Annotated in this window: 6 protein-coding genes; all 6 read right to left on the bottom strand. The window is 48.0% G+C overall.

Going from position 1 to position 5232, the window contains the following annotated elements:
* A partial coding sequence (locus tag OCV62_RS17850; RefSeq protein ID WP_262588337.1) for a toprim domain-containing protein occupies positions 1-974 on the bottom strand: 974 nt, incomplete at its 3' end.
* Complete coding sequence (mobQ, locus tag OCV62_RS17855) at positions 971-2467, bottom strand: MobQ family relaxase (RefSeq protein ID WP_262588339.1); 1497 nt, start codon at positions 2465-2467, stop codon at positions 971-973. The genes OCV62_RS17850 and mobQ, both read right to left, overlap by 4 nt.
* Entirely contained in the window at positions 2433-2792 is a 360-nt protein-coding gene (locus OCV62_RS17860) for a DUF3847 domain-containing protein (protein WP_110436881.1), read from the bottom strand. The genes mobQ and OCV62_RS17860 overlap by 35 nt, the downstream gene beginning before the upstream one ends.
* A gap of 127 nt (positions 2793-2919) precedes the next feature.
* The gene (locus OCV62_RS17865; RefSeq protein WP_044907645.1) at positions 2920-3510 is read right to left on the bottom strand and encodes a hypothetical protein; all 591 of its coding nucleotides are present in this window, start codon (positions 3508-3510) and stop codon (positions 2920-2922) included.
* Positions 3511-3887: 377 nt separating this feature from the next.
* Entirely contained in the window at positions 3888-4718 is an 831-nt protein-coding gene (locus OCV62_RS17870; protein WP_262588341.1) for a conjugal transfer protein TraX, read from the bottom strand.
* 135 nt (positions 4719-4853) lie between these two features.
* A complete protein-coding gene (locus OCV62_RS17875; RefSeq protein WP_033119194.1) occupies positions 4854-5198 on the bottom strand; it encodes a TnpV protein in 345 nt (114 codons plus the stop codon).
* Between the last annotated feature and the right edge of the window lie 34 nt (positions 5199-5232).

Genomic DNA, 5232 nt, shown 5'->3' on the forward strand with positions numbered 1-5232 from the left:
TAGGGAAACCATAGCCAATCCACGCTCGTCAGCTCCACATCTGCCATGCGGAGCATGGGAACAGGCTGGGCGGTGGGCAGCTTTCGCAGCGTGATTGTCTCGGCTATGAATTTGCGGCTGGGAATGTCCCCTTGCTGACGGAGAACATCGTTCCAGTCTTTCCTTGCCGGGACAAGGCGAATGACGGCGATCTCACCGGGAATGTCCTGTGCCAGTCGGGTACAGGCTTCGCTTCCTGCGGTGTCGCTGTCAAGGCAGAGGAACACTTTTCGGGTGTCCTTGCGTTCAGAAAGGAAACGGTCAAGGGCTTTGCCCGAAACGCCGCCCAGGGCAAGATAATTTCTTGTCTGCCAATCCTGCGGATAAAGGCAGATAAACGATAACAGGTCAATCGGTGCTTCAAAGACAAAGAGCTGGTTGCCGTTTCCCTCATAGCGGAACGGATAGGACTTGTCAGACCCGGCAATGTCCTGTCTGAATGGGTCTGCCGTTCCTCGCACATGGGCGTATCTCGGTGTGCCGTTTCGGTCTCTGCCGACAAAGACAACATTGTGCCGCTTTGCGTCCTCGTAAATATCCCCGGAAAGAAGAAAAGCCTCAACAAGCGTTTTGTTGAGACCCCGGCTTTCGCAAAGATATTGAATTACCCTGTCGGCTGTTCGGTTGTGCAAGGGCAAGTGGAACGCTGTGGGCGGTGCTGTGGTGGCTTCGGTCTGTCCTTCGCCGCTTTCGCCGGTCAGCATTTGGACGGCTTCGGGAAAGGACTTGCCGTAAAACTCCATGACGAAATCAATGGGATAGCCGCCCTTACTCTGGCTGTGGCGAAACCACTTGTTTCCCCGGACGGTCAGGCTGTCATGTTCTTTCCAGCGGTATTCCCGTCCGCTTTTGATAAGTGTCTCTCCCTGTGTGCGGAGAAAATCTTCCAGACTGACGGCGTTTGCCCGGTCAATCTGCGCTTGGGTGTAATTCATCGGGATAGTTCCTCCTTTTTGTGTCGTGTTTGGGGTCGATTTTGGAGCATTTGTTCTTCTGTACGCTCGTTAAATCGGGCGGCAGTATCTACACATGACTTGACCTTCCAAAGGCGGTGTAAATCGTCTCTGACAGCCTTAAACTCGCCATAGGTGGTTTCGTGCGCCTGTTCCAGCTCGTCATACTCGTCGGACAGCTTTTTCATATCCACCTTGCCGTCTGGGAACTCCCCGGTCAGCTTTCGTCTGGCGGCGTAGAACTGTTTCAGTTCCGCTTCATGCTCTGCCTTGTACTTGGCTCTGGGCTTCTCAAACTTGATTTTCTGCAAGCCGTCATAGACAGGCTTCAAGCCCTGGAAAGCAGCGGAGCTGTCATAGAGCTGCTTAATTGCTTTCATTCGGGCGGTCTGTTCGTCCAGCGTTTTCTTCAAGCTCTCTGTGGCAGCACTGTGTTCGCTGACACGGCTTTCCAAATCTTCAAGGGAGTAAATGCCGTTTGCCCGGAGATAATTGAAAGTCTCGTTCATCTCCTTTAGGTTGCTGACCTTGCCTTTCTGCGAATATGCCCCGGCTCTGCGCTGGGTGTAATAGGCGTTCAGCAGAGAAACAAGGTCGGGTGCCTGCGGCTTGGCAAGCTCCGCTTTTGCTTCGGCAATCCAATCAAACAGGAGAGTGATTTTCTTCTTGATGTCCCGGATAACGGCATTGGTGGCTCTAATCCAGCGATTGAACTCGCCTTTCTCGGTGCGTATGCCTTTCTTCTCCATTGCCCGGACGGTTGCGCCCTCATGGACGGTGGGAAGTAAATCCACGCCTTGCCGTTCATAGCTGCGGTGGTCGATACGAACATCAGTACCTTTTTCCGCAAACTTGGCATTGCATAGCTCCGCCCATGTCTGCCGCCAGTATTCCAGCGTTTCGGGACTGCCCCAGTCGGTAGTGGGAACGGCGTTGAACACAAACTTTCCGTCTGCGTCTCGGATACGGTTGCCGTCCTCGTCCAGCTCATACACCCGGCGTTGCTTTAGTCCCCATTTGCCGTTCTGCTCGATGGGGCGGATGGGGCAAAGCACATGAAAATGCGGGTTTGGTATGCCGCCGTCCTCCCGGTCTGGCTGGTGTACGGCGAAGTCAACCACCATGCCCCGGCTCACAAAGTTCTCCAACAAAAATTGCCTTGCAAGAGCGATGTTTTCCTCAAGGGAAAATTCATTCTGCAAGGCAATGTCAAAGCTGTATGCAAGCTGTGCGTTCTTTCCACGCTCGGCTTTTTCCACGGCGTTCCATAGGGTCTGGCGGTCTGCGTATTCGGGCGGTGCATGGGACGGCAGGAGAATGTCAGAGCAGATCACGCCGCCCTTGCGTGTGTAGTCGCTGTATTCGCCGTAATACTCGCTATACAATCGCTCCCCGGCTCGGTAGGCGGCAGAAGCGATAGCGGACTGTCCTGCGCTTCGCTTAGTCTGCGTGACGCTCAGATGAAATAGTGCCATCGGCTTTCAACTCCTTTTCTCTGTTTGCTTGGCTGATATGGGTAATCGCCATGTGACGGACGGCTCGCTGGACTTCGGACAGGGAAAAGATGTGTTCCATCAGCTCTGTCATTTCGGTGCGTGTGAGATCTTTGACCTCCGGGGCAAGGCTCTCAATCGTGCCGCCCAGATTGCAAAGGCGGTGGGTGCGTTTCTGCCTTTCGCCTTTCTCCAGATATTTCTTTCTGTTTTCAAGACGGTTGAGCTTGTGCTTCTCCTGTGCAAGCTGCGTCTCGGCTCGTTCCTTTTCGGCTCGAAGCTGGTCAAGGGTTTTCGGTTTTGTCATTGTGATTGACCTCCTTTTTTTGATTTTGGGGATAAAAAAGACCGTCAACTTTTCGCATAGTGCGACCAGTCAACGGTCTGATTTTCGGTATTCGGTTTTTGTGTTCAGTTAGACAAACTGGAAGTTGTTAGTCGCTATCTTGTTTGCGGTTAAATTCAAAAACGACAGGTTCAAATTCAACTAAATGCTTATCTTGGGTGTTAGTTCCTTTAGGGTTCTCTATGCCGGTAACTTCATAGTATTCATCACTGTATTGTATTTTACTACCATCAAAATCTTTTTGAATGGATTTGACATATTCAAACGGATTTTCTATTGGTAACAAACTTAATGCCCGCTGTAGCTGTTGTGCCGCTGTCCTCTGCTCATCGGTCAGTATTTTTTCTTCGTTTGCCATGTGTTCTTCAAATTTATTTTTATCCATCCAAACGATTTGCTCCAATGGGTTAGCAGTACCACAAGCCAAGATTAAACGGATAAAATCTTCAAAATTTGCCGCTAATGGATATACATTTTGGTCTACACAACTTTCTGGATTGCAGGCAAATACCATTTCTCCATATTCCGGCAAAAAGCAATACAGAATACATCCTTCAAATCCGATTGGCTTTGCGTTGACGGGATAGCAAAAATACGGGTCTGCAATATCTCCATATTCTAAACATAAAAGTCCCTTATCTATGGGAAGTGCCATATACTTTTCGTAAATCGTTTCCATTGATGTGCCTCCACAAAATTCAAATTTTCTGTTCCCTATAAAATTAATTTATTGGGATTTACCAAATCGCCAAACAACGATTTGCTTGTTCCATAAAATTCATTTTATTCGCCTTCAAACTTGCTGGCGGCGAACAGCATTTTATGCTGTTTGCGGACGGCAAGTCCACAAGGGATAGACGCACAAGCGTCGCAAGGGAGTGTAGCTCCCTTGACGGAACGAAGTGACGAAACATTCTCGGTCGTGCAGTTTTCTTCTGCTGACCGGGAATGAAGCTCCGCAGGACGCACATACTCCCGATAGGAGAGTATAGAAGTGCGCCCTTTAGTTCCTAAAGGGGTTTGCTCCGGCTTAATTTCTCGACAAACTGCAATTAGTCATTTCAGTAAGTATTTTCCGAGTCCTATCTGAATCAAATATAGGACAAGGATATGTGCTGGATAAAAAACATAGAAGAAGTATTTTAGCTTCAGTTTACCACGCTTTCCGTTGTATAGCAGAATAAGCAAGCAGGCAAGAAGCGTACATAAAGGCGGTTGATTCCCCGTTGTCCCCATGTAAGCCAAAAGGAACAGCAACACTTGATAGATTCGGTGATTACGGCAAATATAAAATGCTGATATGAATAAGATCCCCTGCATACCGTAGTCACAATGGATTCCTTCCGCAATGCCGGAAAAAAGCACTACACTGAGAACTTGCAGGACTGCTGATTTTATTCTATCCACCGGTAGGTCTGATTTACACGAAAATCTTTCAAGGCATACCAATGTCAATAAGCCTAAAAACAAGGTGAAAAATACATTTTGATACCTCAAGTAAAACGGAAATGTATCTTCCATTCGTGAATACGCACTAAAGAAACCTATGTCAAATGGAACTTCCGAAATAAGGGCAAATGCAAGCATCAACCCAATATAGCGTTTTTTACTTCTTGTGTGTTGGAATCCTTCTGCCAGCAAAAAACAGAATAGCGGAAAAGCAATCGTCCCAATGCTTTGCAAATCAAACCGTATGAAATAATCTATCTCTCGGAATCTCTCCCACGACATTTGCCCGTTATCTGCCATAGCCCCCCAGTAGTTTGATAGCAGCCATTGCAGCACAATTTTACATAGATGGTCAATAAGCATTGTCAGTACAGCAATAACCTTTAGCGAATTTCCTGAGAGAAATTGAATGCGATTTATTTTCCTATCAAGGCTCATAAAGCAACCTCCTACCAACTTCCAATTCTACGATTTTTCGCATTCAAATTATACCATAAAACTCGTGAACAATTCTATCGCAACTTTGGAATATATGAGAAAAGTCCGAACAGTTTTCTGCCCGGACTTCCTCACTCAATCATAAATCAATTCTGCTTTCACAATCTCCTCTGCCTGTGCCTTGCAAGCGTTCATCTGCCGCACCCATTCCATTTGATTATCGGCTTTCAGTTGCTCAGTCACACCGTTTTGCTCTGCCAGTGACCGCACGATCAGCTCCATGCGGTTTCGTGCCGCTTCGTCAATCTCGGCACAATGTTCAAAGAGCTTGTCGGATAGCACCAGTTCATTGAACAGTATCGGGCGGTGCATTTCCAGATACGCCTTGCGAAGTCTGCCGTAGTGTCCGATGGGCTTGGTCTTGCGGATAACGATGTTCGGGATAAGATAATCGCCGTTCTGTGTGTAAGTGATATTCATGCTGATTGTACTCCTTTCATTGGCTCTCTCTGCG

The sequence above is a fragment of the Gallintestinimicrobium propionicum genome, from assembly GCF_025567525.1.
Classification (GTDB): Bacteria; Bacillota; Clostridia; order Lachnospirales; family Lachnospiraceae; genus Gallintestinimicrobium; species Gallintestinimicrobium propionicum.